This is a genomic window from Rhodococcus sp. EPR-134, assembly GCF_001647205.1.
Lineage (GTDB): Bacteria > Actinomycetota > Actinomycetes > Mycobacteriales > Mycobacteriaceae > Rhodococcus_F > Rhodococcus_F qingshengii.
Window position 1 is genome coordinate 1 of sequence record NZ_LVCT01000784.1, and the last position, 22,322, is coordinate 22,322.

25 protein-coding genes and 1 pseudogene are annotated in these 22,322 nt (G+C 62.7%); 15 read left to right on the forward strand and 11 right to left on the reverse strand.

Annotation, left to right across the window (positions count from 1 at the left end):
• From A2J01_RS33380 to A2J01_RS33395, 4 genes and pseudogenes are all read left to right on the forward strand, one after another.
• Positions 1 to 185: pseudogene (locus A2J01_RS33380) on the forward strand (ABC transporter permease); the annotation flags it as partial.
• A complete protein-coding gene (locus A2J01_RS33385; protein ID WP_058226194.1) occupies positions 182 to 1,282 on the forward strand; it encodes a taurine ABC transporter substrate-binding protein in 1,101 nt (366 codons plus the stop codon). The pseudogene A2J01_RS33380 and the gene A2J01_RS33385, both read left to right, overlap by 4 nt.
• Positions 1,266 to 2,093, forward strand: a complete 828-nt coding sequence (locus A2J01_RS33390) for an ABC transporter ATP-binding protein (RefSeq protein ID WP_003940591.1) — start codon at positions 1,266 to 1,268, stop codon at positions 2,091 to 2,093. The genes A2J01_RS33385 and A2J01_RS33390 overlap by 17 nt, the downstream gene beginning before the upstream one ends.
• 81 nt (positions 2,094 to 2,174) lie before the next feature.
• Positions 2,175 to 2,402, forward strand: a complete 228-nt coding sequence (locus A2J01_RS33395) for a hypothetical protein (RefSeq protein ID WP_007733785.1) — start codon at positions 2,175 to 2,177, stop codon at positions 2,400 to 2,402.
• Between the two features lie 57 nt (positions 2,403 to 2,459).
• On the opposite strand, the gene A2J01_RS33400 is transcribed toward A2J01_RS33395, so the two are convergent.
• From A2J01_RS33400 to A2J01_RS33425, 6 genes are all read right to left on the reverse strand, one after another.
• Complete coding sequence (locus A2J01_RS33400) at positions 2,460 to 2,648, reverse strand: helix-turn-helix transcriptional regulator (protein WP_003940277.1); 189 nt, start codon at positions 2,646 to 2,648, stop codon at positions 2,460 to 2,462.
• Positions 2,648 to 3,067, reverse strand: a complete 420-nt coding sequence (locus A2J01_RS33405) for a hypothetical protein (protein ID WP_064114401.1) — start codon at positions 3,065 to 3,067, stop codon at positions 2,648 to 2,650. The genes A2J01_RS33400 and A2J01_RS33405 overlap by 1 nt, the downstream gene beginning before the upstream one ends.
• Before the next feature lie 90 nt (positions 3,068 to 3,157).
• Complete coding sequence (locus tag A2J01_RS33410; protein WP_003940356.1) at positions 3,158 to 3,676, reverse strand: GNAT family N-acetyltransferase; 519 nt, start codon at positions 3,674 to 3,676, stop codon at positions 3,158 to 3,160.
• Between the two features lie 19 nt (positions 3,677 to 3,695).
• Complete coding sequence (locus A2J01_RS33415) at positions 3,696 to 4,574, reverse strand: SDR family oxidoreductase (RefSeq protein ID WP_064114402.1); 879 nt, start codon at positions 4,572 to 4,574, stop codon at positions 3,696 to 3,698.
• Positions 4,571 to 6,103 (reverse strand): flavin-containing monooxygenase, encoded by a 1,533-nt coding sequence (locus A2J01_RS33420; protein ID WP_064114403.1) that lies wholly within the window; start codon positions 6,101 to 6,103, stop codon positions 4,571 to 4,573. The genes A2J01_RS33415 and A2J01_RS33420 overlap by 4 nt, the downstream gene beginning before the upstream one ends.
• 13 nt (positions 6,104 to 6,116) lie before the next feature.
• The gene (locus A2J01_RS33425) at positions 6,117 to 7,121 is read right to left on the reverse strand and encodes a patatin-like phospholipase family protein (protein WP_064114404.1); all 1,005 of its coding nucleotides are present in this window, start codon (positions 7,119 to 7,121) and stop codon (positions 6,117 to 6,119) included.
• 130 nt (positions 7,122 to 7,251) lie between these two features.
• On the opposite strand from A2J01_RS33425, the gene A2J01_RS33430 reads away from it, so the two are divergent.
• A complete protein-coding gene (locus A2J01_RS33430) occupies positions 7,252 to 7,842 on the forward strand; it encodes a TetR/AcrR family transcriptional regulator (RefSeq protein ID WP_030535226.1) in 591 nt (196 codons plus the stop codon).
• On the opposite strand, the gene A2J01_RS33435 is transcribed toward A2J01_RS33430, so the two are convergent.
• A complete protein-coding gene (locus A2J01_RS33435) occupies positions 7,778 to 8,902 on the reverse strand; it encodes an alpha/beta hydrolase (RefSeq protein WP_228232235.1) in 1,125 nt (374 codons plus the stop codon). The genes A2J01_RS33430 and A2J01_RS33435 overlap by 65 nt on opposite strands.
• A 19-nt stretch (positions 8,903 to 8,921) precedes the next feature.
• Between A2J01_RS33435 and A2J01_RS33440 the strand changes: the two genes are divergently transcribed.
• The 3 genes from A2J01_RS33440 to A2J01_RS33450 are packed head-to-tail and all read left to right on the forward strand — an operon-like array spanning position 8,922 to position 10,944.
• On the forward strand, positions 8,922 to 9,686 hold the full coding sequence (locus A2J01_RS33440; RefSeq protein WP_064114405.1) for an MBL fold metallo-hydrolase: 765 nt from the start codon (positions 8,922 to 8,924) through the stop codon (positions 9,684 to 9,686).
• Positions 9,683 to 10,342, forward strand: coding sequence for an alpha/beta hydrolase family protein (locus A2J01_RS33445; RefSeq protein WP_054187712.1), 660 nt, complete (start codon positions 9,683 to 9,685; stop codon positions 10,340 to 10,342). Before A2J01_RS33440 ends, A2J01_RS33445 begins: the two co-directional genes overlap by 4 nt.
• 50 nt (positions 10,343 to 10,392) lie before the next feature.
• Complete coding sequence (locus A2J01_RS33450; protein ID WP_003940599.1) at positions 10,393 to 10,944, forward strand: SRPBCC family protein; 552 nt, start codon at positions 10,393 to 10,395, stop codon at positions 10,942 to 10,944.
• Between the two features lie 4 nt (positions 10,945 to 10,948).
• Here the strand turns inward: A2J01_RS33450 and A2J01_RS33455 are convergent, their stop codons facing one another.
• The gene (locus A2J01_RS33455) at positions 10,949 to 12,019 is read right to left on the reverse strand and encodes a LacI family DNA-binding transcriptional regulator (protein WP_064073436.1); all 1,071 of its coding nucleotides are present in this window, start codon (positions 12,017 to 12,019) and stop codon (positions 10,949 to 10,951) included.
• A gap of 159 nt (positions 12,020 to 12,178) precedes the next feature.
• Between A2J01_RS33455 and A2J01_RS33460 the strand changes: the two genes are divergently transcribed.
• Both A2J01_RS33460 and A2J01_RS33465 read left to right on the forward strand, forming a co-directional pair.
• The gene (locus tag A2J01_RS33460; RefSeq protein WP_003939770.1) at positions 12,179 to 13,351 is read left to right on the forward strand and encodes an acyl-CoA dehydrogenase family protein; all 1,173 of its coding nucleotides are present in this window, start codon (positions 12,179 to 12,181) and stop codon (positions 13,349 to 13,351) included.
• Positions 13,348 to 14,496, forward strand: a complete 1,149-nt coding sequence (locus A2J01_RS33465) for a CaiB/BaiF CoA transferase family protein (RefSeq protein WP_064114406.1) — start codon at positions 13,348 to 13,350, stop codon at positions 14,494 to 14,496. Before A2J01_RS33460 ends, A2J01_RS33465 begins: the two co-directional genes overlap by 4 nt.
• A gap of 54 nt (positions 14,497 to 14,550) precedes the next feature.
• On the opposite strand, the gene A2J01_RS33470 is transcribed toward A2J01_RS33465, so the two are convergent.
• On the reverse strand, positions 14,551 to 15,552 hold the full coding sequence (locus A2J01_RS33470) for an NADP-dependent oxidoreductase (protein WP_064114407.1): 1,002 nt from the start codon (positions 15,550 to 15,552) through the stop codon (positions 14,551 to 14,553).
• 111 nt (positions 15,553 to 15,663) lie between these two features.
• On the opposite strand from A2J01_RS33470, the gene A2J01_RS33475 reads away from it, so the two are divergent.
• Both A2J01_RS33475 and A2J01_RS33480 read left to right on the forward strand, forming a co-directional pair.
• Positions 15,664 to 16,587 carry an alpha/beta fold hydrolase gene (locus A2J01_RS33475; protein WP_054187710.1) on the forward strand — a complete coding sequence of 308 codons (924 nt, stop codon included), beginning with the start codon at positions 15,664 to 15,666 and terminating at the stop codon, positions 16,585 to 16,587.
• Positions 16,584 to 17,015 (forward strand): nuclear transport factor 2 family protein, encoded by a 432-nt coding sequence (locus tag A2J01_RS33480; protein WP_064114408.1) that lies wholly within the window; start codon positions 16,584 to 16,586, stop codon positions 17,013 to 17,015. The genes A2J01_RS33475 and A2J01_RS33480 overlap by 4 nt, the downstream gene beginning before the upstream one ends.
• Positions 17,016 to 17,033: 18 nt before the next feature.
• Here the strand turns inward: A2J01_RS33480 and A2J01_RS33485 are convergent, their stop codons facing one another.
• Positions 17,034 to 17,807, reverse strand: coding sequence for an SDR family oxidoreductase (locus A2J01_RS33485; protein WP_007733807.1), 774 nt, complete (start codon positions 17,805 to 17,807; stop codon positions 17,034 to 17,036).
• A gap of 209 nt (positions 17,808 to 18,016) precedes the next feature.
• Here A2J01_RS33485 and A2J01_RS33490 point away from each other — a divergent pair, with 209 nt between their 5' ends.
• Positions 18,017 to 18,928, forward strand: a complete 912-nt coding sequence (locus A2J01_RS33490) for a hypothetical protein (RefSeq protein WP_030535232.1) — start codon at positions 18,017 to 18,019, stop codon at positions 18,926 to 18,928.
• Here A2J01_RS33490 and A2J01_RS33495 read toward each other — a convergent pair.
• On the reverse strand, positions 18,916 to 19,527 hold the full coding sequence (locus A2J01_RS33495; RefSeq protein ID WP_030535233.1) for a phosphoribosylanthranilate isomerase: 612 nt from the start codon (positions 19,525 to 19,527) through the stop codon (positions 18,916 to 18,918). The genes A2J01_RS33490 and A2J01_RS33495 overlap by 13 nt on opposite strands.
• 69 nt (positions 19,528 to 19,596) lie before the next feature.
• On the opposite strand from A2J01_RS33495, the gene A2J01_RS33500 reads away from it, so the two are divergent.
• Together A2J01_RS33500 and A2J01_RS33505 are read left to right on the forward strand one after the other, a co-directional pair.
• Positions 19,597 to 20,898, forward strand: a complete 1,302-nt coding sequence (locus tag A2J01_RS33500) for an alpha/beta hydrolase (protein ID WP_064114409.1) — start codon at positions 19,597 to 19,599, stop codon at positions 20,896 to 20,898.
• Positions 20,899 to 20,989: 91 nt separating this feature from the next.
• On the forward strand, positions 20,990 to 22,219 hold the full coding sequence (locus tag A2J01_RS33505; protein WP_007733810.1) for an acyl-CoA dehydrogenase family protein: 1,230 nt from the start codon (positions 20,990 to 20,992) through the stop codon (positions 22,217 to 22,219).
• Positions 22,220 to 22,322 lie beyond the last annotated feature (103 nt).

Consider the following 22,322-nt stretch of genomic DNA (forward strand, 5'->3'; position numbering starts at 1 on the left):
TGGTCGCGGCCGAACTGTTCAACGGCATACCCGGAATCGGCGGAATGGTCAAGGATGCAAGCAATTACAACAACACGCCGGTCGTGCTGGTGGGGATCTTTGCCATCGGATTCTCCGGCCTGATCATCGACGGACTGCTGCGGGCTGCAGAGCGCCGCGCCGTTCCCTGGAGGGGAAAAGTATGACTGACAATCAGAAACACGCCAGCAGCAATCTGAAGCGCAGCAGTAATTCGACGCGCAATGAAGGAAGGGCTTCCCGGACGGCGTTCACGGTGCTGATCGGCGTCCTTGCCCTTGTTCTCGGTGCGTGCTCGGTGGATCATTCGGGCCAGGATTCGTCCAAGGAAACAATCCGTATCGCTTACCAGTCGTTCCCGAGCGGCGACTTGATAGTCAAGAACAATCGCTGGCTCGAAGACGCACTGCCCGAGTACAACGTGAAGTGGACGAAGTTCGATTCGGGAGCCGACATCAACACCGCCTTCATCGCCGGTGAAATCGATTTCGGCGCAATCGGTTCGAGTCCGGTTGCTCGTGGCCTCTCGGCACCGCTGAACATTCCGTATCAGGTCGCGTTTGTTCTGGATGTGGCCGGCGACAACGAAGCCCTGGTGGCGCGCAACGCAACCGGAATCAAGACCGTCGCAGATCTGCGCGGCAAGAAAGTGGCCACGGCATTCGCCTCGACCGCGCACTACAGTCTGCTGGCAGCGCTGAACCAGGCCGGACTCAGTGCCGACGACGTCCAATTGGTGGATCTCCAGCCGCAAGCATCCCTCGCAGCCTGGCAGCGCGGTGACATCGATGCCGTCTACACCTGGCTGCCCACGCTCGACGAACTCCGTAAGGACGGAACACAGTTGATCGCCAGCCGTGAGCTCGCGACAGCAGGAAAGCCGACACTCGATCTTGGTGTGGTGTCGACTGCGTTTGCCAAGGATCACCCCGAGATCGTCGACACCTGGCGCCAGGTTCAGGCCCGCGCGCTCACGACGATCGCCACTGATCCGAACGCGGCAGCGGAAGCTGTTGCCGCACAATTAGGCGCCTCGAAGGACGACGCGGCAGCGCAGTTGAAACAGGGTGTGTTCCTCACTCCGGAGCAGATCTCCTCGCCGGAATGGTTGGGCACCGAGGGCGCTCCCGGGAATCTGGCAGTGAACCTGCAGAGTGCAGCGCAATTCCTGGCCGAGCAGAAGCAGATCGACAGTGTGCCTGATCTGGCGGTCTTTCAGAATGCTCTCTATGTGAAGGGGCTTCCCGATGTCCTTGACCAGTAGCGTGACCGCACAGCAGGCCTCGGGAGGATTCGCTGCCGACCGCCCGGGCGCGATCCGAATCGACACCGTCTCGCACAGGTACGGCCACGGTCGAGAGTCCGTCACGGCACTCGGGCCCGTATCGATCGACGTCACACCTGGTGAGTTTCTGGTTCTCGTCGGAGCGTCGGGTTGCGGCAAGAGCACATTGCTGCGGCTGATCGCGGGTTTCGAAAATCCTTCCAGTGGAACGGTTCAGGTCTCCGGATCCGACCCGATTCCCGGGTCGAGTGCGGGAGTGGTGTTTCAGCAGCCACGGCTCTTTCCGTGGAAATCGGTGGGCGGCAACATCGATCTGGCACTCAAATACGCCGGCGTTGCGAAGAGCGAACGCGGGCAAAGGCGTGACGAGCTTCTCGACCGCGTCGGTCTGGTCGGCACTGCGGACCGGCGTATCTGGGAAATCTCCGGCGGGCAGCAGCAGCGGGTGGCAATTGCTCGTGCCTTGGCGGCCGAAACGTCGTTGCTCCTGTTGGACGAACCCTTTGCCGCGCTGGACGCCCTCACTCGCGAGCGTCTGCAGGAGGACCTGCGCAGTGTCAGTGCCGAATCGGGGCGAACAAGTGTCTTCGTCACTCACAGTGCCGACGAGGCGGCCTTTCTCGGCTCCCGCGTCGTAGTTCTGACAAGCCGACCGGGCAAGGTCGCGCTCGACCTGAAAATCGATCTGCCACGAACCGGCGTCGATCCCGACGATCTCCGAGGCTCACCCGAATACGCGGCATTCCGAGCCGAAGTCGGCCATGCGGTCAAGGTTGCAGCTGCAGCGTAGGTACCCTGCGCGTCGACTACCGGGTGGCTGCGTCGATAATGGGAAGGAGAACGTGCAGGACACGACGAACAAGGAGTGGTCATGGCAACTGAGGTGGAGTCCGGTGACCTCGTGCAGGCAGCCGGCCATGCGGGTCCGTGGACGGTAGTCGAAGTTCGCCAGGGGATGGCGCTGCTCGAACACAGTGACGGGCACAGGTTGTCGCGTCGAACGACGACGTTGACCGTCGTCCGCAAGGGCTCGGGCAAGAAGGCAACGGCCGTCGAAGACGGGAACGACGAAAACGGATCGCCAACTCTGTTCGACTGAAACCGCAGCTCGACTGAAACCGCAGCTCGACTGATCTTCCGTCAGTTCGAGACGGCGTCAGCTGGAGAAAATGTCGTCTACGCGTTTGTCGAAGTATTCGGCGATTCGGAACGCCAGTGACAGGCGTGGGTCGAAGTGGCCTTTCTCGATAGAGATCACGGTCTGGCGTGTGATGCCGAGCGCGTCGGCGCACGCTTGCTGTGACAATCCGGCTGCCGTACGAAGTTCTTGAAGGTTGTTGCGCATCAGATCTCGTCAGATCTCGAATGTGGGGTGCGGCCCCTCGACACTGCCCAGTACCGGATTCCGAAGTCGGCCAGCCCGAGGGCTGTAAACATTACGAGCGGCAGTTCGGGAGCGCCGAAGACATTGTGCGCGATCAGCGCGATCCCCATGGCAGTGATCAAGTCGGTGAACGCGCCGAAGCCGGCCTTGCGACTCCATTCTGTTTCGACGGTGTCCTCGGGGTAGGCGGGGGCCTTGTCGTTCTCCGATGGAAAAAGGGCCCACGCCGACCCGATACAAGCCGGTGCCATGACGATTGCGAAGACGATGAAGGCCAACGTCTTCCGATAATCGGCGGTCAATGCTGCAAAAAAGCTGAAGGCTAGCGTTGCAGCGACGCCGATACCGATGATCAGGCTCCACCGTGCCGTGGTGCTCATGAAGCCTCCCAGGCGTAAGAGTTCTTTGACATGCCTGAGCGTAGGTCTACGTGCGCTGGATGTCAAAGAACTCTTACATCGCGCTGAGGGTCAAGCGACCCCGAAAGGCGCTGCGTATGAAAACTTCCCCGTCTGATCGGGGCGGTGCGTGGTGAGGGTCCTGATCTGAAAGTGCTCGCCCCACTCGGCTTCCGGAGACTCGATCCCGGCGTCCGTGCTGGTGACGAACCCGAACTGCGGGTAGTACTCGGTGCTGCCCAGGAGTGCGAGCAGTGGCACGTCCAGAGCGTCGGACGCACCGATCACCGCGTGCATCAACGCCGAACCGACGCCGCTGCGTTGGTTGTCCGGTGTGACTGCCAACGGGCCGAGGCCAACCGCCTCAACGGGACCGACCCATCCGCGTGTTCCGATCACGAAACCGACGATCTCATCACCGGCGACGGCGACAAGGGACAACTTCGGTAAGTAGTCGTTCGAGGCGAAGAGTTGACGTGTCAGTTCGATCTCGTAGGGAGACTCGCCGGGCGGCGCTTGGTCGGCAAACGCCGCCCCGAGCAGTGAATAGATTGCGTCACGGTCGGAAGAAGTTTCGCGGCGGATGTACATGGCCACGAAACTACCCGCTTCATCTCCGATCGTGCTCCTCGTTTTCGGCCTGACGTGCCACTCGCTTTTCGTAAGCCGCACGCCCGTTCGGATCTACCGATGTCAGCGCGCGGCGATCGTCGATCACCCGGCGTCCGATGTTGATCATCCATTCGGGTATTACAGCGTCGATGAGGTCCCAGCCCGCAAGGTAACGCGGAACAGTAGTTTCGGCTCGCCGGTGCGCGACCGTGTCGACGACAGCTTCGGCCACGACCTCGGGTTCAACCGTCGGCATGCCCTTTCCGAGTGGCACACCGGAGGAGAGCCCGGTGCGCACCGCGCTGGGCAGGATGGCGCTGACGCTGACGCCGGAATCTGCGAATTCGACACGAGCAGAGGCGGAAAGGCCCACCGCACCGAACTTGCTTGCGTTGTACACGGCCATTCCTGGCACCGGTAGCTTGCCTGCCATGGATGCGATGTTGACGACGTGGCCGCGTCGCCGATCCACCATGCCGGGCAGCACGGTGCGCATCCCGTGAATCGGGCCCCAGACATTGACGTCGAGGGTTACTCGACTGGTGGCGTCGGACTCGTCGAGGAAGCTGCCGAGCGGCATCACGCCCGCATTGTTGACCAGAATGTCGATGTGACCGAATTCGCCGATCACTGTGGAGACGAACACATCCCAGGATTCGCGTGAGGTGACGTCCAGAGCGTACCCGCGGGCCCGTGCGCCGATGGATGCGGCGGTGTCGACGGCCGTCTCCTCGTCGAGGTCGCCGACGCAGACGAGTGCGCCGCGAGCTGCGAACAACTCCGCTGTGGCCCGGCCGATTCCGCGGCCACCTCCGGAGATGACGACGACTGCTCCGTCGAGATCGATCGGCGGGTAGGTGGTGCCGAAAAGGCTCATGTGGTGTACTCCGGTTCGGAGGTGGTGGTGGGCTCAGCGGCGGTGTCGTCTGACGCAGGGTTGTCGGACAGCGTGTGGTTGTAGGCGTATGGATCGAAGGCCCGTAGCCGTCGACGCATGGCTCCTGACGACCACGGCCAGTTGAAGCTGTTGCGGCCGTTGACGTCGAAGAAATAGCTTTCGCAACCACCGGCGTTGTAGACCGTGGTACCCAATGCCTCCTGAACTTGAGAGTTGAAGGCTGCCTGTACTTCCGGGCGCACGTCGATGGTTTTCCAGCCGTGCCGACGAGCGTGGCCGATCGCCTGTGCCACATAGTTCAGTTGGGCTTCCAGAATCATGAAGGCCGACGTGTGTCCGGTGCCGAGGCTCGGGCCCAGCAGAATGAACGCGTTGGGGAATCCGCTGACGGCGGAACCGAAGTACGCCCGCGGGCTTCCCTGCCAATGATCGTCGAGTGATCGACCTTCTCCGTCGAATACCTTTGATGCAATGGGCATGTCGAGGATGTGGAAGCCCGTTCCGAAGATGATCGCGTCCACTTCCGATTCCACTCCGTCGGCTCCGATCACGGTGTTGCCGTGGATCTCTTCGACTGCGTTGGCATGGACGGTCACGTTGGGTCTGCCGAGGGCCGGGTAGTACGAGTTCGACATGAGTAGTCGCTTGCAACCGAGGGTGTAGTCGGGAGTCAGCGCCTTGCGTAGCTTCGGATCGCGCACCTGCAAGCGCAATTGGGCCGACCCGAGTTTCTGCACGATACGCAGGATCCACGGATTGCGGAACCCCAATCCAAGCGCTTCCATGATTCCGTATTCGATGCTGCGTAGAGCCTTGTGCGCTCCCGGTACGAATCGCATGACGGACCTTTCGATCCGCGGTACGTAGTGATCGGGTTTGGGAAGGACCCATTGAGCGGTGCGTTGGTAAAGGTGAAGGGCGGACACGTCGGAGACGATGCGCGGCACGAATTGGACTGCGGAAGCGCCGGTACCTACGACGGCGACGCGCTTTCCGATCAAGTCGTAGTCGTGATTCCACTGCGAGGAATGAAACACCTCGCCCTCGAACGTTTCCAGCCCGGGGATCGCCGGCGTCAGGGGTTCGTTCCACGGGCCGGCGGCGGCTATCACGAAACGAGCAGTGAGTTCACCGCTGGAAGTTGTGATCTTCCAGAGTGATTGCGATGCGTCCCACTGTGCGGAGAGCATTTCGACCCCGAAGCGAACGTGCTTGTCGACCCCGTGGCGGACGGCCGTGTCCTCGATGTACTCGCGGATCTCCGGCTGCTCCGCGAACAGTCGGGTCCAATCCGGATTGGCGGCAAAGGAATACGAGTACAGGCCGGACGGGACGTCGCAGGCGCAACCGGGATAGGTGTTGGCGCGCCAGGTGCCGCCGAGGGAGTCCGCTTTCTCGAGCAGGACAAAATTGTCGATCCCGAGGCGCTGCAGGTGAATTGCTGCACCGATCCCGGAGATCCCGCCACCGATGATCACGACCTCGAAGTGGTCAGTTCTGTTGTTCACTGAGTCTGCGCTTTCACTGGTGGGACGGGGTGGAGTGGAACGGGCGCGCATCGAGTTCGCGTTTCACGCTCGCACGTGTTGTACGTAGGGATGATTCGAAGGTGGCGAGCCGCCGTCGGCCGTCCATGAAGTTGGCGCCCATGACGGCGAGATCGTCGTCGGTGGCGTCTATGCGCAAGACCCTGGTTCCCGCAGCGCGCACCAGTTCGATTTCCCGGTCGAGGCCCTTGGACATGGAGTTCCGCAGGGCGCCGCGTTCGATACGGGCGGCGCCGCGCGCCGGCTTCAGTGTTCGAGATGCCATGGGCGCCAGTACAACCAGCTCGTCGAGTTCGAGGGGGAGCAGGAGGTCTACCGATGCCGTGGACGCCGCGCCGCCGTCGATGTACCTGACGCCGTCGATGGTGACAGGTGGGAACCAGCCGGGAATCGCCCAAGACGCTCGAAGCGCTTCACCGACTGTCGCTTTCGGAGCCCCCTGTGCCCCGAACGTGACCCGTCGCCCGGTTCTGTAGTCCATGGATACCATGTACGCGCACGGATGTGGGAGCCACGAATCGCCAGGGGCAAGAGATTCGGCGAGCGTGGTGAGCCAGGACGGGTCGCCGCCACCACGCGGTGCGATACCGCTCATCCGGCTCAGAACGGGAAGATCTCGACGCGTCACCAGTCGTGGATTGCCGATCCCTAAACTCGGAAGTGGCGGGATTCTTCCGGGCGCCGATGCTGTGTGGGCGAGGAGTTCGGGACGTGCGGCGGGCTCTCCGAGTTGCATGGCTACCAACTCGTCGACGCCGACTCCGCTGCCGAGCATTGTCACGAACTCGGCTCCGGCGGACGTGCCGATGATGGCGGTGGCTTCGCGGGGATCCCAGTCGAGGGCGTCCCGAACCGAGGCGAGGGCAGCAACGGTCCAGGCGAACCCGAGGGTGCCGCCGCATCCGATTGCCAATCCCCGTCTAGGCGCGCTGTGTCGTCCGGACCCGGGCGCGGTGGTGCCGGTCACTTCTGAAGTCATATTTCGGAGACTATCAGTATCTGAATAACGTGGGTACCCCAAATTTGGGTTTCGGGAGTGCGCCTGCGGTGCGCTTCCGGTATTCGGCTACCGTTGGAATCTCGATACTCAGAACCGCGAGGAGGTTCCGATGGCGCGATTGACCAGGCAGGAAGCGCAGGCGATGACCCGCGAGACCTTGTTGGCGACGGCCGTCGAACATTTCCTCGATCGCGGGTACGCCGCCGCGTCGCTCGATCAGATCGCTGAGGATGCCGGTTATTCCAAAGGTGCGGTGTACTCGAACTTCAAGAACAAGGACGAGTTGTGCGCCGAGGTGCTCGGCCGAATCAGGTTGACCAAGGTCGGCGAGATCACCTCACAGCTCGGAGCCAATTCGACGCTCGACGACGCGGTGGCCGAGTTCGCGCGATGGGCCGAGCGAACCATCGGGGACAAGAGATGGACGTTGCTCGAAGTCGAGTTCTCGGTGCGATCGCGGCACAGCGAAGAGATCCGCGAAAAGATCGCGACGGGTGCCGATCAGGTGCGCGGATTGATTGCCGGAGTGGTGCAACATCTTGCCGAGTCCAACGGCGTGACGCCGGCACTGGACCCGAACGCCGCGGCACTGCGCATACTCAGCGTCGGAATCGGTTTGGGGCTACAGCGTGCGATCAGCCCTGAGCTGCCGGTTGATCCGCTGGTGGATACGTTGCGGGAGATTTTGCTGGGTGGGTGAGTAGAACGCGGAGCATTCCGCCGATCTCGGCGACGGCGGTGCGCGAACCCACGCTCGGTCCCAGAACGTTGACGAAGCCGTGGATGAACCCGCGATAGCGTCGATCGGTCACGTGAACACCGTTGTCGCGCAATCGAGCTGCGTAGGCTTCGCCTTCGTCCCGGAGTGGATCGAATCCCGCCGTGATCACGATGGCCGGCGGCAGTCCGGTCGCGTCGGGGGCGCGTAGCGGCGACACCATCGGATCGAGTCGATCGGCATTGCTGCCGAGGAAGCTGGACTCGTAGAAGTTCATGTTGGCCTCGGTCAGGAAGAAACCTTCACCGAACGTCGTTCGCGAGGGGGCCTTCTCGTGAAAGTCGGTCGCGGGGTAGATCAACAGCTGCGCCGCCGGTGGGGTCTTGCCGTCGTCGCGGGCACGCAGCGCGACCGTTGCGGAAAGATGCCCGCCCGCGCTGTCGCCCCCGACAGCGATGCGCGTCGGGTCTGCGCAGAACTCGTCGGCGCGGTCGACGATATCGAGGTAGGCGGCGTAGGCATCGTGTACCGGTGTGGGGAAAGCGAATTCGGGTGAGAGCCGGTAGTCGACCGAGATGACCCGTGCGCCGGAGGTTTCGGCCAACAGGCGGCACGGGGCATCGTGGGATTCGATGCTGCCCTGTACCCACCCGCCGCCGTGGAAGTAGACGAGCAGAGCGCCGGTGTCGGCTGTCGGGACGTAGAGCCGGGCGCGAAGCGGGCCGTCGGCACCCGAAACGGAGATCTCCTCGGTGTGGACGGGCGTGGGCCTGCCGCCCATCATGATCGCGGTTCGGGTGAGATTGGCGCGAGCAGCGGCGAGTGACTGGGGATCGGTTGAATGCGAGGGGAGTGGCCGCGTCTTCGCGAGCGTGAGCAGAAGGTGTGCGTCGGCGTCGAGCGTGTTGCCCTCGATGACGACGGGTGGTCCGGTGATTCGACGTTTCACCGCGCTGGGCAGTGCGAATGCGGCTGCCACCAAGGATGCTTCGGCGCGATCTCGAATGCTGCGGCTGCTGGCCTGCTTCACGGATTCCGACACGTGGCGCAGACTACCAAGCATGACTACTGCGGCACTGTCGATCACGCAGATCGAGAACACACATCTGGTTCGGTGCGGTCACGCCAATTGGGTCCTGGTCGAAGAGGGGTCCGATCTGACCTTGATCGACGGCGGATATCCGGCCAACGGCACCGACGTCGAACGCTCGATCGAACAGATCGGTCACCAGCTCGGGGATGTTCGGGCAATTCTCGTCACTCACGCGCACATCGATCACATCGGTGGGATCGCGGACATCGTGACTCGGCTCGAGGTTCCGGTCCTGATGGATCCGTTGGAAGTGCCGCATGCGAAGAGGGAGTATCTGCAACAGTTGTCGCCGGCCGGAGTTCCGTTGCTGTTGTGGCGGCGAGGTGCTCCGAAATGGCTTCGCGACGTGATCGGAGTCGGCGCGTTGAAAGGTGCGGAACTGCTTCGGGCACAGTCCTTTGCGTCCGGTGGTGCGCTGGACGTTCCCGGTCGGATCGTGCCGATTCCCACTCATGGGCATACCGACGGCCACAGCGCTTACCTTGTTCCCGACGCAGGAGTGATCGCGTCGGGTGACGCTCTGGTGACCGGACATGGGACGTCGACCGTCGCCGGACCACAATTTCTGGTGTGCCCCTTCAATCATGACCGTGAAGCGACGGACCAGGCGTTGGACAATATCGCCGCTGTACCTGCCGGCGTGCTGTTTCCCGGACACGGTCCGGTTTACGAGGGCAGCATGACTGCCGCGGTCGAACAGGCCCGAGCGGGCCGGACAGGGATGCGTCCATGACTACTGTCGAAACGGTCGACGAAGGTGCGGTGCACGGTTTCCTTCATCGACCTGCATCTGTGTCCTTCGCGTCGCCCGTCGCCACGCTTGCACTGACTCACGGCGCGGGAAGTAACTGCGACACCGTGCTGTTGCGTGCTGTTGCCGACGGCTTTGCTGCGGCAGGAGTGCAAGTTCTGCGCTTCGATCTCGCGTTTCGGGTGCGTCGAGCTTCGGGGCCTCCGCATCCGTCGCGTGCTGCAGAGGATCGCGCGGGCATTGCCGAGGTGATTGCTGCTGTTCGCAAGGACTACTCGGTGCCCGGACCCGTTCTGCTCGGCGGACATTCGTACGGCGGTCGGCAGGCGTCGATGCTTGCGGTGGAGAACCCGGGACTTGCCGACGGCCTGGTCCTACTCTCCTATCCACTGCATCCACCGAAGAAGCCCGAGAAGCTCAGAACCGAACACCTGCCCGACCTGAACACACCGACCGTTGTCGTCCACGGATCGAAGGACGAGTTCGCGACAACGGAGGAGATGCGGGCAGCACTCGCCTTGATTCCCGCCGCGACGCGTCTGGTGGAGTTCGAAGGAGCTCGACACGACTTGTCCGTGGTGAAATTTCCGGTGGTGGAGGAGACAATCGCGGCCGCATCGGCGGTGTTTGCGTTCTGAACGCCGAGCGGGCGGTTGCCCGTGTCGGTGGTTCCTGGTGAGATCGAACCATGAGTGCCCAGCCGTATCAGCCCAGTGCCCTGTCCGACGTCACGGTGAGCGTCGACGGTGACGACACAGTCGTCAGCTTTCCTCGGGTGCTGCCGTATTCCGTCGAGAAGGTGTGGGAGGCGATCACCGACCCGGAGATGTTGGCGCAATGGACGCCGTACACCGCCGATCGGAACCTGAGCCGTACCGGTGATGCGGTGATCACCATGCTCACCGAGGACGGCGCCCCCGAAATGTCGCTGCCGGTCACCGTTCACGTCGTGGAGACCACTCGGCGGCTCGAACACGAGTGGGGCCCGGACGAATTGGTGTGGGACCTGACCCCGATCGAAGGCGGCACCCGCGTCGTGCTGACGCAGAGGTCGCGCGCCGAGGGGATGGCGTCGGCGCTCGCTGCGGGGTGGCATCTGTGCTTCGACGTACTCGATGCCCTTCTGGCAGGCGAGCCCTTCGGGCCGATCGTGGGTGAACGGGCGCGCGAGTACGGCTGGGACGCACTCAACTCCGGTTACGCGCGACAGTTGGGCATCGACGAATCTCAGGTCTGGTAGCTGCTCAGAGTTTGTGACTGGCAGGCTTTCTGGTGGAGGCTCGCGCGATCAGTTCGACGGGAAGCTTCACGGATTCGACGTTCTTGCCGGAGATCAGTGCGAGTAGGTGCTCGAGCCCGGTCGCACCGATCTTTCGGGCGGGGGACCTGACCGTCGTCAGGGGCACCGGGAGTTGGGAGACAACCGGAATGTCGTTGTAGCCGACCAACGCAAGATCGTCGGGAATGCTCAACCCGAGATCACGGGCCACACCGAGTACGCCGATCGCGATGGTGTCGCTCACCGTGAAAACGGCGTCAGGGCGCGTGTTCCCGCTGAGCAGTGTGGCCGCCGCATCGACACCCCCTTGAACTTCGAACTCGGACGCCACTATTCGGTTCGGCGGCAGTTCCAGACCGGCTTCGGCCAGGGCATCGCGGAAACCCGCGACGCGTTCCCTCGACGTGCTGGCGTGATCCGGCCCCGCGATCACTCCGAGATCGCGATAGCCGCAGTCCAGTAGATGCTTCCCCGCGAGGTAGCCGCCGAGGCGGTCGTCGCCGCTGACAAAGGGAAGGCTTCGGTTGACGGATGACGTCGCCGAGTCGATGTGCCGGTTCAGCAGCAGGATCGGCAGTGAGCGCAGGGGGAGCGAGTCGACGAAATCGGTACCCGGCAGGTGGATGCTGCTCAGCATGAGACCGTCGACCTGTCGGCTCACCAGGAACTCGACCGCTTTGCGTTGCGCTTCCAGATCGTCGGGCGGGCTGGAGAGCAAGACGGAGTACCCGGCTGCGGTGGCGGCTTCCTCGATGCCTTGGAACATGGTGGCCACTACAACGTCTGTCAGTCTCGGCATCACGACGCCGATGGTGGTGGTCTTGCGGGTACGAAGGCTGGCTGCCCACAGATTCGGTTGGTAACCGAGTTCCTCGGCAACCTGACGAACTCGGAGTGCGGAGTCGGACCATCCGTCGGCGGGCTCGGGCTGACGGAGGACCCGCGACGCCGTCGAGATGTGGACCCCGGCCTGGTCGGCGATTTCGCGCAACGTCGGCGGACGGCCGTTGCTGCGGTTCGACGGATCGGGCGTCATCTGCGTCGTGGCTCCTGGTCTGCGTCGGTTCTGAGTTGGTTCGGTGTCGGTCGGCAGTTCGGGGATTGACGGGTGCGCAACCGGGCTCTACTCTAGGCGATGCAAACGATTGCGCAATCGTTCTCGCAAAGGATTGCGCCCGAGAACACTGGAGGCCCCGTGACCACGCCGCAGTCCCTGTCCGAGCTTTTTGCCATCGACACCCTGCTGGACGCCGAGGAGATCGCGATCCGCGACACGGTCCGCAAGATGGTCGACGATCGCATTCGCCCGCACGTAGGTGAATGGTTCGAAGCGGCAGCACTGCCGGCTCGTGAGCTGGCCAAGGAACTGGGCGCGCTCGGCGTACTGGGCATGCACCTCGAGGGCTACGGCTGTGCCGGGATGAGCGCCACGGCGTACGGGTTGGCCTGCCAGGAACTCGAAGCTGTCGATTCGGGCATTCGCAGCCTCGTCTCGGTCCAGGGCTCGCTCGCCATGTTCGCGATCCACCACAACGGAAGTGAAGAGCAGAAGGAAGAATGGCTCCCGCGAATGGCGGCGGGTGAAGCCATCGGCTGCTTCGGTCTCACGGAACCCGATTTCGGATCCAACCCCGGCGGTATGCGAACCAACGCCAAGCGCGACGGCGACGACTGGATCCTCAACGGCACCAAGATGTGGATCACCAACGGCTCCATCGCGGACGTCGCCGTGGTCTGGGCTCGAACCGACGACGGCGTGCGCGGATTTGTCGTTCCCACCGACACTCCGGGATTCTCCGCCCCCGAGATCAAGAACAAGATGTCGCTGCGGGCGTCGGTCACCTCGGAACTGGTGCTCGAGGACGTGCGTCTGCCTGCCTCGGCGATGCTGCCCAAGGCTCGCGGACTGTCCGGCCCGCTCGGCTGCCTCAACGAGGCACGCTTCGGCATCATCTTCGGGGCAATGGGTGCAGCACGTGACTGCCTCGAGACTGCGATCTCATATGCACGTGATCGCAAGGTCTTCGACAAGTCGCTCGCCGCGTATCAGATCACCCAGGCCAAGATCGCCGACATGGCAGTCGAATTGGGCAAGGGGCAGTTGCTCGCCATCCACCTCGGGCGCCTCAAGGACGCCGGGACGGTTCGCCCCGAGCAGGTCAGCACCGGCAAGCTCAACAATGTCCGCGAGGCCATCAAGATCGCCCGTGAATGCCGAACCATTCTGGGCGCCAACGGCATCACGCTCGAGTACCCCGTGATCCGGCACGCCAACAACCTCGAATCCGTTCTCACCTACGAGGGCACGTCCGAGGTTCACCAGCTCGTGATCGGCCGCGCTCTCACCGGTGAAGAAGCTTTCCGGTGACGGCAGACGCTGTCGGAGCGCTCGACGGGTTGGTGATCGCTGATTTCGGCCGCGTCCTCGCCGGTCCGTACGCCACGATGATTCTCGCCGACCTGGGTGCCGAGGTCGTCAAGATCGAGCGGCCGGGTGTCGGGGACGACACTCGCAGCTGGGGCCCACCGTGGGTGGGGGACGAGTCGAGCTACTTTCTGTCGGTGAACCGCAACAAGAAGTCGGTCACTCTGGACCTGCGCGAGCGCGAGGATCTGGAGAGTGCACGCGAGCTGGTTCGCAATGCGGACGTCGTGGTGCAGAACTTCCTGCCGGGAACGATGGACCGTCTGGGGCTGGGCTACGACGCTGTCCGAGAAATGAATCCGCGTGCGGTCTACTGCTCGATCAGCGGCTTCGGTGGCAACAACTCTCTGCCGGGATACGACCTGTTGATTCAGGCGGTCGGCGGATTGATGAGTATCACCGGACCCGATCACAAGACTCCCACCAAGGTCGGTGTCGCGGTGGTCGACGTCATCACCGGCCTGCATGCCAGCGTGGGGATCCTTGCAGCGCTGCGCCATCGCGATCGCACAGGCGAAGGGCAGCACGTCGAGGTCAATCTGTTGTCCTCGTTGCTGTCCGCACTGGCCAACCAGTCGTCCGGCTACGTGGCCGCGGGCGTGGTGCCGCAGGCAATGGGCAACCGGCATCCGAGCATCGCACCATACGAGGTATTCGACACCGCGGACCGTCCGCTGGTCCTCGCGGTCGGCAATGATCGGCAATTCAGTTCGTTGACAGAGGTTCTCGGAGTTTCCGAACTTGCCGCTGATGCGCGTTTCGCGTCCAACAGCGACAGGGTTGCGCATCGAGAAGAGCTGTTCGCCGCCGTCACTGCTGCATTGGCCAAGGGCTCTGCGGACTCGTGGTTCGAGGCACTGACCGAGCGAGGTGTTCCGTGTGGGCCTCTCAACGACATCGCCGACGCGATAGCGCTGGCGGAACGGCTGAATCTCGATCCGGTGGTGTCCATCGACGACCCGCGTCGCGATGCACCGACTCGGCAGGTAGCCAATCCGATTCGGATGAGCGGCACGCCGGCAACCTATCGGTCGGCCCCGCCGCGGTTGGGGGAGGACAGCGTTCCCACTCCGTCCGGAGTCAGTTGACCCAAGCGAATCGGCCACCGGAATACCGGTGGCCGATCTGCGTGTGTGGCCGACTCAGCTGACCTTCAAGACCAGCTTTCCGGTGTTCGCTCCGGCGAAGAGAAGATTGAGGCTGTCGCCGAACGCGTCGATACCGCCGTCGACGACGTGCTCGCGAGCAGTCAATTCGCCACTCTTGATCCACTTTCCGATCTGCTCTTGTGCTTCTGCGTAGCGATCGAGGTAGTCGAAGACCACGAAGCCGGCCATCGTGGCGCGGTTGACGAGAAGTGACAGGTAGTGAGCAGGGCCTGGCTGAGGTTCGGTGGCGTTGTAGCCCGCGATGGCGCCGCAGATGACCACCCGAGCGCCGAGGCGCAGACGGGAGAGAGCGGCGTCGAGAATTTCTCCGCCGACGTTGTCGAAGTACACGTCGATTCCGTCGGGAGCGTTGGACTTGAGCGCCTTGTATACGGATTCGTTCTTGTAGTCGATGGCGACATCGAAGCCGAGGTCCTCGGTGAGCCACGCGCACTTCTCCGGACCGCCGGCGATGCCGATGACCCTGCACCCGTGGAGCTTTGCGATCTGGCCGACCAGACTGCCGACCGCACCCGCGGCACCGGACACGACGACGGTGTCACCGTCTTTCAGCTTTCCGACGTCGAGTAATCCGAAATACGCAGTGACGCCGGGGAAACCGAGAGCGCCGAGCCAGGTCGGCAGGGGAGCGATCGATTCGTCGACCCGAGTGACGTCTGTACCGTCGGAAACGCCGTACTCGGAAGCGCCGAAGGATCCGGCCACGATGTCCCCGACCTGGTAATCGGGGTGCTGTGATTCGGTGATGCGTCCGACGCCGTGGGCGCGCATGACGGAACCGAGCTTGACCGGCGGAACGTACGACTTGACGTCGTTGAGCCAACCGCGCATCGCGGGGTCGAGGGAGAGGTATTCGACCTTGACGACAAACTCGCCCGGTCCGGCGGACGGGATCTCGGCATCGACGTATTCCCAGGTGGAAGCGTCGGGAAGTCCTGTCGGGCGGGCGGCGAGGCGTACTTGGCGGTTGGTCATCTCTCCCCTTCGGCGAAACGAATTGAACTTGAGGCCGGATTCAATATAGGTGATGGATCACGAACTGGGAAGAGTTGGATGAACCGATTGACGACTATGTATGTTCGATCGATGAGCAATGTGGTCGAAGACGCGCCTGGTTGGTTCACTCGGGCGTTGGCAGCGCCGGTCGAGACGGGGTCGGTGGAGGTCGAGGGTGCCTCGGTGCACTTTCGGGCTTGGGGGCCGGCGGGGCCGGGAATCGTGCTGATTCACGGCGGCGCAGCCCACAGTCGCTGGTGGGATCACATTGCGCCGCAGTTCGCCGAGGGGCGCCGCGTCGTCGCTCTCGACTTGACGGGCCACGGCGACAGTCACACTCGCGACGCCTACGCGATGTCCCAGTGGGCTCGCGAGGTGCTGGCGGCGGCCGAGGCAGGGGGAATCGACGGCAAGCCGATTCTGGTGGGGCACAGTATGGGTGGGATTGTTTCTTTCGTGGCCTCGCATCTGCATGGCGAACTGTTGGACGGGGTTGTCATCATCGATTCTCCGCTCAAGGCGCGTACGCCCGAAGAGGAGGCGGCTCGACGCCAGAATGCGTTCGGCCCCAAGAAGGTTTATCCCACCAGGGAAGACGCGATGGGCCGTTTCCGCTTCGTTCCGCCGCAGGATTCGGGTCTGCCTGCGGTGCGTGACCATGTGGCGGCCACGTCGATGGAGGAAGTCGAGGGCGGTTGGTCGTGGAAGTTCGATCCGAATTTCTTTCTCCGAGTAGGCGCCGAAGATGTTCTCGACAGCGAACCACGTTGCCGCGTAGCCTATTTCCGAGCTGAGAACGGCATCGTGTCCGATCGACTCATGGAGCACATGCGCGGATTGTTCGGACCGGAGGCCATCGTGGCGGAGATTCCCGAAGCCGGACATCACGTCATGATCGATCAGCCGTTGCAACTCGTGACCGGGGTGCGAACTGTGTTGAGTGCGTGGTCCGTCGCAGGTCAAGTGCCGGTAAATCAAGCGGCAGGTAACGTCGAGGGAAGGGTAGAAGCATGAGCACGGAATTGACGCTCGAACCGAAAGTCGAAGCTGCACTGAAGTTGTGGCACACCATGATCGAAACCGGCGATCTGTCGGCGCTACCGACGATCGTCGCGCCCGACGCGCAGTTCCGATCGCCCACGGGATTCAAGCCGTACCAGTCCGCGGATGCCGTTGTGCTCATTCTCAATACGGTGATCCAGGTGTTCGAGAACTTCGAGTACCACCGTCAGTTCGCCGGAGCCAACGGTCGGCGGGTCGTGCTCGAATTCAGTGCGAACATCGGCGATAAAAGTCTCAAGGGAATCGACATGGTCGAATTCGACGAGGACGGCAAGATCGTCGATTTCGAGGTCATGGTGCGTCCGGCCAGCGGGCTCGCGGCTTTGGCTGCCGAAATGGGTAAGAGGCTCGGGCAGACGCTACCGACCTACAAAGCCTGAACTGAGTCCGGCCAAGGCTCAGTTCGTACTGAATCCGCCGTTGGAGTGAAGGAGTTGTCCCGTAATCCAGCCTCCGGCGTCGGACATCAGAAACCGAACGAGGTTTGCAGTGTCGCCGGGAGTACCCAGCCGGCCGGCAGGAGTCTGGAGGGTTGTGGCCTGTCTGATCGCGGGTGTCATCCATCCTGTGTCGATAGGTCCTGGGTTGACGACGTTGGCTCGGATGCCGCGTGATCCAAGTTCGACTGCGGCGGCGATGACGATGCGGTCGAGAGCGCCCTTGCTGGCCCCGTACGGAAGATTGTGGGCCGCATGGTCGCTGGTGAGTGCGATGATCCGCCCGGCCACCTGACTGACGTCGCGCTGTTCCGGAAGCCGTTCAGCGAACGCTTTGATCAGCAGCCAGGAGGCGCGAGCGTTGACGGCGAAATGTCGTTCCCAGCTCTCGACGGTGGTATCGAGGATCGAGCTGTCGACGCTTTCGCAATGTGAGAGCACCAGCCCACGGAGGTCGTTCCGCGCTGCGGCAGCGTCAACGAGCTGATCGGCCACGTCGGGCGAGGCCAGATCTCCGGGAACCAGGTCGACACGGCTTCCGAGTGCGCGACACTTCTCGGCAATGTCTTGCGGATCGTGCGCTCCGCGCCCGAACCCGACGCGTTCGTCGTAAGGCTCCCAGTAGCCGATAGCAAGATCCCAACCATCCTCGGCAAGGCCCAATGCGAGGCTCGCTCCGATCGACTTGCTCCGACCGACACCGGTGATCAATACGGTCCCGCGCTTGTCAGACACTGCTCGCCTCCAGAGATGTCCTGCAATTCAAATGGGGTGAGGTCACTTCAGATGGAAGCATCACTGTAGCGGGCGAGCTGTCGCCTGTATCGAGCGAGCTGTCGCCGTGCCTCGACCTGACCTGTGTCTTGACACGGCGCTGGTCACAGCGTTTGACTGAGATGCAAGCTCGAGTTGATTCGCCCGACTGCGTTCCGGGAGGTTGACCTATGCGCGGCAATGGAATTGCAGGCAAGGCTTTCTCAGGCGAGGGCTGTAGACGTGGAGCACGGTCTCATCGCGGGACCGTCTCGGTTCTGGCTTTGGTTGGGGTGTGCGTACTTTCGTTTGCCACCACTCAGATGGCCGGCGCGCAACCGGTTGCAGAGAATGTCGATACCGGGTTCGTGATCCCTTTTGCCGGGGCACCGGTCTACGAGAGCGTCGCGCCCACGCAGATGACTACTCCGGATCAACTCAACCAGCCACTCGGTCAGCAGACTGCGGAAGAGATTGCCGCGCAGATCGGACTCGAGCCAGCCGACGCTTTGACCGAGGAGCAGTATCGCGATCTCATCTCCGGCGGAGGGGTCGGCGGAAATCGCGAGGACGCCGCGGTGATCGACGAATGCGCCCGGATTCTCACCAATACGAACGGGCGACCCCTCTATTCCGGCACGACGCCGTCGGTTCTGGCCAGTTACGGGTTGTACGTGAATCCAGACGGATTGCTGGAGAGTCCGGCCAACGCGGATGCGCCGACGCGACAGGTGAATACGCTGATCGCCCCTGGCGGTTTCGTGGGCACCTGGTTGCGCAACAACGGTGCGACGCACACTCTGATTGCGCTCTATCAGTCGGCATACACGGTGCAGGCAGTCTACGGATTTGCAGCGCAGCAGATTTCGGGAGCAGCGCAGCTGGTGACCAACACCAAAGGCAATGTGAGTTCGGAAGTCGGCATGTCGATGGCGCCGCCGCTCTGGATAGTGAACTTCGCACTGCTCTACATCTTGAAGCCGTCACTGGCGGCAGCGATGCCTGCACACTGGGCTCCCATTCCGCCGGCCGTTGCCGACGCCGTGAAAGCGAGTCCCACCGGCCAAGTCGCTTTCAGCGACTACGCGTCCTATTTCGAGTGATCGGTCTGGCGGACAGCGCTCACGAACTTCTCGATCAACGCGTGGTCCTTGACGCCGCGGGAGGATTCGACGCCGCTGGAGACGTCGACGCCCCAGGCTCCGGTGGCATCGAGTGCGTCGCGAACGTTGTCCGGGGACAGTCCGCCCGCCAGGATCCACTTGCCTTGCGGGCGCGATTGCTGTTGGGCCCAGTTCCACGGCACCCCTGATCCGGCGTCTGCGCCGTCGATCAGGAGTTCGTCCTCGCCGAGGTCGAGATTGTAACCGTCGCGGACGTTGCTGGAGACGACCGCGCGGATGACGGTGAGGCCGGCATCGTGCAGTCGCTGCACTTGCTCGGCGTCGACAAGATCGTGAACCTGTACGGTGCGAAGCCCGGTGATCTTCGCGATCTCGAGGATCTGATCGATCGGGTTGCCGAGAAAGACTCCGATTGCACGGATGTGATCGGGAACTCGCGCGAGCAGAGCGACTGCGAGTGTGGGGTCGACTTTGCGGACGCTCTCGGCGAAGACGAAACCGATGGCGTCGACGCCCAGGCCCACCGTGAGGTCGACCGTGTCAACGTCGCGTAGGCCACAGACCTTGATGAATGTCACCTGATACAGAGTACTAGCGTCGTCGTCTAGCCTCGTGCGTGCGACATTTCTACGCGCGAGAGGCTTGACGTGGACTGGCTCTACCGAATCAGTTTGATCTCGGGACCGCTGCCGGTGATCCTGACTGTCCTTGGGGTCCTGGGTGGTGTGTGGCTGCTCGGTTCGAACGTGCGCTGGTACTACCGCAGAGCGGTGCCGATCGCGGGGCTGATTGCGCTGGTGATCATGATCGCCGTGTGGATCACCGTCGAAAAGGTGATCGTGCCGTTCCCCGATCCCATCGAGATGTCGATCTACGTGTGGATCGGTCTCGGTATCTACGCGCTGCTACTTCTCGGGCCGCGAATCAAGGCGGGCGGAACCGTCGCGAAAGCGCTCCTGTCCGTGATCGCGACGGTTCTGGTCGTCATCACTGCCGCGACGCAGATCAATCTGGTTTTCGCCGCGTATCCGACTGTGGGAATTGCGTTCGGACACGACGATTTCGACCGCATCTCACTCAGTGAAGTTCCCGGTCCGACCGATCCTGTTGTCACCGGCGATCCCACCGACACTGTGTGGAAAGCGCCGGAGGGCATGCCGATTCGCGGACGGGTCACGACTTTGCCTGTCCCCGGGACGATTTCAGGATTCTCCGCGCGCGACGCGCAGGTGTATCTGCCGCCGTCGTACTTCACCAATCCGCGTCCGCTTCTTCCCGTGCTCGTGCTCATGGCAGGTCAGCCTGGCAAGCCCGAGGACTGGCTCCAGGGCGGAAAGCTGACCGCGACAATGGATGCCTTTGCACGAGATCACGAGGGGTTGGCTCCAGTCGTCGTGATAGCCGATGGAACAGGGTCGCAGATGGCCAATCCGCTGTGCACCGACTCGTCACAGGGCAAGGTCGGCACGTATCTGGCAAAGGACTTGCCCGCTGCGGTGGCGAATGCGTTCCAGATCGACACGAATCCGCGAGCGTGGGCAATCGGCGGGCTCTCCTACGGTGGCACCTGCTCACTGCAGATGGCGACCAATTACCCCGAGGTGTACCCGACATTCCTCGATCTGTCCGGTCAATTGGAGCCTTCGCTCGGTGACCGACAGCGAACCGTCGACGAGATATTCGGCGGCGACGAAGCGGCGTTCGTGAAGGTGAATCCGTTGGACCTGCTGGCGACTCGGAAGTTCCCGAACTCGGGCGGAGTGTTCGTCGTCGGAACAGATGACAATGAGTTCAAGCCCGGTCAGCAAAAGGTGTACGAAGCGGCCAAAGCGGCCGGAATGGACGCCAGGTATCTCGAGCTTCCCGGTGGTCACAGCTTTTCGGTGTGGTCGGCCGGCGTCGAGCAGGAGCTGACGTGGATCTCGCAGCGAATGGGACTGATCAGCTGAATCCTGTTCCGGTTTTGGAACGTGTTCTATATTCGGTGTGTGGCTGTCGTTCGGCAGTCTCTCGATCGTTCACCGACTGGAGCTCAGGCACATGTACGAGTGGTCCGACACCGACCTGATGTTCCGCGACGCCTTGCGGGGCTTTATCGACAAAGAGGTGCGACCTCACGTCGACGAGCTCGAAAGCGGTGCGCTGCCGCCGTTCGACATCATTCGCAAGCTGTACTCGACCTTCGGTCTGGCCGACATGGCACGCGAGGGCCTCGAGAAGTCGCTGGCACGCGAGCGCGGCGATGCGCCCTCCGGTGACGGTGAGAAGTCGAGCGCCTTCAGCGGCGCCGGCAGCATGGGCGTCGTGCTCAACAGCGAATTGGCCGGAGTCAGCCTCGGCCTGGTCGCATCGTTGGGTGTCAGCCTCGGATTGGCTGCCGGAACTATCCGCAGCCGCGGCACACTCGCGCAGAAGGAACGCTGGCTCCCCGGCCTGGTGACATTCGAGACCGTCGGCGCCTGGGCGATCACCGAACCGGACTCCGGCTCGGATGCCTTCGGCGGCATGAAGTCCTACGTACGCCGCGACGGCGACGACTACATTCTCAACGGCAACAAGACCTTCATCACCAACGGTCCGTACGCCGACGTGATGATCGTGTACGCAAAGCTCGACGAGGGCGATGCGTCGGTTGATCGTCGCGATCGCAAGGTGCTCGCCTTCATCCTCGACAAGGGCATGGAGGGTCTCACACAGAGCCCGCCGTTCAAGAAGATGGGCATGAACTCCTCACCCACAGGTGAGCTGTTCTTCGACAACGTCCGCATCACCAAGGACCGTCTGCTCGGCGAGACCGAGGACAGCGGAAAGTCGGACGGCAAATCCAGCGCCAAGGAGAGCTTTGCCGCCGAACGCATCGGCATCGCGTCCCTGTCTCTCGGCATCATCAACGAATGCCACCGTCTGAGTATCGAATACGCGAAGTCCCGCAAACTGTGGGGACGTGAGATCGGGCAGTTCCAGCTCATCCAGCTCAAGCTGGCCGAGATGGAGGTCGCTCGAATCAACGTGCAGAACATGGTCTTCAACGCGATCGAACGTACCGCGGCCGGAGACAAGGTGAGTCTCGCGGAGGCGTCGGCGATGAAGCTGTACTCCTCGCGCGCAGCGACCGAGGTCGCGATGGAAGCCGTGCAGCTGTTCGGTGGAAACGGCTACATGGCCGAGTACCGAGTCGAGCAATTGGCGCGTGATGCCAAGTCGCTCATGATCTATGCGGGCAGCAACGAAATTCAGGTCACCCATATCGCCAAGGGTCTCCTGGGCTGACACCGGTACGTTTTCGCTTGTCGGTCGATCGCAGCAGGAACCAGATAGTCTTGCTGCGGTCGGCGACACCGCGCCGACGGATCGGAGTAAGCAGTGAACGCGC